Origin of the sequence: Arsenophonus sp. ENCA, from assembly GCF_002287155.1 — a bacterium.
GTDB lineage: Bacteria > Pseudomonadota > Gammaproteobacteria > Enterobacterales > Enterobacteriaceae > Arsenophonus > Arsenophonus nilaparvatae.
This window is the reverse complement of sequence record NZ_NHNG01000495.1, coordinates 1-1,990: the sequence shown is the minus strand read 5'-3', so window position 1 is coordinate 1,990 and position 1,990 is coordinate 1. Positions and strand designations below refer to the sequence as shown.

At 35.3% G+C, this 1,990-nt stretch carries 3 protein-coding genes and 1 pseudogene; 2 read left to right on the top strand and 2 right to left on the bottom strand.

The genetic code is table 11. From position 1 onward, the window contains the following. A pseudogene (locus tag CBG25_RS13085) lies at positions 1-126 on the top strand (IS5/IS1182 family transposase); the annotation flags it as partial. A 170-nt stretch (positions 127-296) separates the two neighbouring features. On the opposite strand, the gene CBG25_RS13080 reads toward CBG25_RS13085, so the two are convergent. After that, entirely contained in the window at positions 297-608 is a 312-nt protein-coding gene (locus CBG25_RS13080) for a DUF5339 domain-containing protein (protein ID WP_290607142.1), read from the bottom strand. Between the two features lie 381 nt (positions 609-989). On the opposite strand from CBG25_RS13080, the gene CBG25_RS13075 reads away from it, so the two are divergent. Next, complete coding sequence (locus CBG25_RS13075; RefSeq protein ID WP_290607141.1) at positions 990-1,592, top strand: EscU/YscU/HrcU family type III secretion system export apparatus switch protein; 603 nt, start codon at positions 990-992, stop codon at positions 1,590-1,592. Here CBG25_RS13075 and CBG25_RS13070 read toward each other — a convergent pair. Then, on the bottom strand, positions 1,575-1,990 hold a 416-nt coding region (locus CBG25_RS13070; protein WP_290607140.1), incomplete at its 5' end, for a transposase. The two genes, CBG25_RS13075 and CBG25_RS13070, sit on opposite strands and share 18 nt — an antisense overlap.

Genomic DNA, 1,990 nt, shown 5'->3' with positions numbered 1-1,990 from the left:
ATGGGTAGAAAACTGATCCGCACCATTGGACAGGTGCGCGCTAATTTTGCCATGACGATGATGGCAGCATGTTACAACCTAAAGCGGTTGGCGTACTTCCAGAGCGCGTGCATCGTGGCTTTCTGACGCCCAGAATGGGTCAAATGGCCCTAGCCAGGGCAATGTGCGATAGAATCAGTAACGTGATAATCAAAAAAAATCTAATTATTTAGAATGAAAGCCAAGGGTTAATTGAAAATCTTGAGTTTTTCGAGGTGCCCCAATGTATCTCTTCTAAAACAATGATCAAATATTATTTACTTCATATTTAATGACTGTTTTATCTGCTTCATCGCATCGATGCCTTGTCGGCAAGCTTTATCTTGCTGATCTTTAGGCAGGGCAATGATCTGTTTTTTACCATCTTCAAGTTGATTTTTTATAGAATCAAGTTGTGCTTTGGTTTGTGGGTTTTCAGAAGCCTTAGTAACTAAGGAATCAACTTCAGAGAAATAAGCTTTACAGGTATCGGTTGCACCGATATAGTCGATTTTTTTCTCTTCTTCTGAACAAGCAGTGATGATAAATGCGAATAAACCGATGCTACAAGTTAATAGTAATTTTCTCATAATAATCCCTAACCAAATAATATTTATCTAGTTTATAAAGTATAGATTCATTTTATAAAGATGTGAAATATTAATAGTTTTAATCAGGTTATATATTTTCCTTACGATCGCATTTTTAAACACTGCAAAAAACAAAATAGATAAAACGAACATTCATTGTTATACCGGCAAATTAATATCAGTGGATATTAGCAATAACATGGCATGATTCTATATAGTGAAGAAATATTATCTATGTTTATCTTATTATAATTTTTCCATCTGAGCTAATAGCGGAAATAATAACTATTCTTTCTCTGTTATCTTCCTTTTAAGTTGATTTTATTGTGGCAAGCTTAGCGCCTTTCCTTTGTCAAAAGAAAATTAACGGAGTAAAAGGGAGTGGCACAAGAGAGTGATTTAGAAAAAACCGAAGAACCTACTGCCCGAAAAAAGGAAAAAGCAAAGGAAGATGGTCAGGTTGTTCGTTCGCGTGAATTAAGTTCTTTTTTCATATTAATTGCCGGTGTTTCGCTATTCTGGGTTTGTGGCCATTATTGTTATCAAAAGCTTCATATACTTTTTTCACAGACTTTCTATTTTAATAAATATATTTTATATAATAGTCACCTATTGCCTAAATTAGTATTTGAGTCGATTAAAATCGGCCTCAACGCATTATTGCCGATTATAGCCGGATTGGTATTAATCGCTTTTGCTGCGCCTAGTTTTTTTGGTGGTATACATATTAATTTTAAGTCGATTAAATTTGACTGGAAAAAATTAAACCCAATCTCTGGATTGAAACGCATATTTTCAATCAATGCATTGGCGGAACTGTTTAAAGCATTATTGAAAGTTATATTAGTTTCTGTTGGTATCAGTCTTTTTGTGTGGGTCAATCTTCCTCACTTTTTTCATTTAGTCACCGAACCGCGTTATCTGGCATTAACTCAGGCAACACAATTACACGAGTTTCGCACAAAACTAATTTGGGTACGCTAATAAAACACGGATGTGCTCAGCAATAGCATTTTTGATTACGTCCCAATTTTGTTGATAAAAGGTTATTTTTTCAGATATACGACGTTTATGTTGTTCAAACCACGCAGAAATAGCGAGAAAAATATGATTTCTTTGCGCTCGGCTCGTGCGAGCCTGACAGCGTTCAATACCACAATTTTGTTTAACTTCTCGATGATAAACTTCAACAGACCAACGGGCATCCATGATAGATTTGACGTATTCACGGGTGGGATTCTCTTTGTTTGTTACTATGTAATCAATACGGCCGTTTTTGGCTGTAAATTTGAAAACAGTCACCCAACCGTAGCCTCGTAAGTGTATTGGAGTTCCTTCTTCTGAGATGTCTAACTTGTTCAGTTGTTTATTATGGTTAACAA

What these genes read in the sequence shown, in the direction of transcription:
- CBG25_RS13080 (WP_290607142.1), bottom strand. Translation starts at nt 608, where the DNA reads ATGAGAAAATTACTATTAACTTGTAGCATCGGTTTATTCGCATTTATC.